At 45.6% G+C, this 1,037-nt stretch carries 1 protein-coding gene; it reads left to right on the top strand.

The genetic code is table 11. From position 1 onward, the window contains the following. Nucleotides 1-1,037 (top strand): SSURE domain-containing protein (locus GMD6S_RS09440; protein ID WP_000309648.1); only part of this gene is annotated, 1,037 nt, incomplete at both ends.

The following is a 1,037-nucleotide window of genomic DNA, read 5'->3' as shown; positions in this document are numbered from 1 at the left end:
AGCGACTTACCAGCAGAGGTTCTCAAAAAAGCAGTCGATGTAGCTCTTCCTTCAGAACAAGCAGACTCAGCACCTAAAGCAAGCTTGGATACTACAAGCTCTTCAGAAAAAGCGGATGCAACTGCTAAAGAGCCTGCAGTAGCGCCAAAAGAAGAAGTACAAGCACAACCTGACTCTAAGAAACAAACAGAAGATGCAGTTAAACCTGTGGAAAGTCCTGCGTCTACAGTTTCTGGACAAGACCGTGAAGCCAGTGAAGCGCAACCAGCGACCACCCCAGCTGAAGTGCAAAAAGGCGTGGCTGACAACACCAAAGATACAGTAGATGTTCCGGCTAGCTACCTTGACAAAGCCAATTTCCCAGGTCCATTTACAGCTGGTGTCAACCAAGTCATTCCATACGAATTCTTCGCTGGTGACGGCATGTTGACTCGTCTTATCTTGAAAGCATCCGACAAGGCTCCATGGTCAGACAACGGAACAGCTAAAAATCCCGCTCTCCCACCGGTAGAGAAATTGGGCAAAGGCCTTTACTTCTACGAAGTAGACTTGGCCGGAACCCAAGGCAAATCTGACAAAGAGTTGCTTGATCTCTTGAAACAAAATGGTACTCAAAGCTATAAAGCTACTATCAAGGTGTACGGTGCGAAAGACGGCAAGCCTGACTTGACTAATCTGGTAGCGACTAAAGATTTGACTGTTAATTTGAATGGTTTGACCACACCAAATCAGGTTAAAGAGTCTGTTGTTAACAATGTCAAAGACATGATTGATGTTCCAGCTAGCTACCTTGATAAGGCTAAGGTTCCTGGACCTTTCTTGGCTGGTGTCAACCAAGTTATTCCGTATGAAGCTTTTGGTGGAGATGGTATGTTGACTCGCCTCTTGTTAAAAGCTTCAGACAAAGCTCCATGGTCAGACAACGGAACAGCTAAAAATCCTGCCCTATTGCCACTTGAAGGCTTGGCTAAAGGTCAATATTTCTACGAAGTGGATTTGAATGGCAATACGGTTGGCAAAGATGGTCAGGCCTTGCT

It is taken from the genome of Streptococcus sp. GMD6S (genome assembly GCF_000297015.1).
Note: the sequence above shows the minus strand (reverse complement) of the source record. Positions and strands in the feature narration are given on the sequence as shown.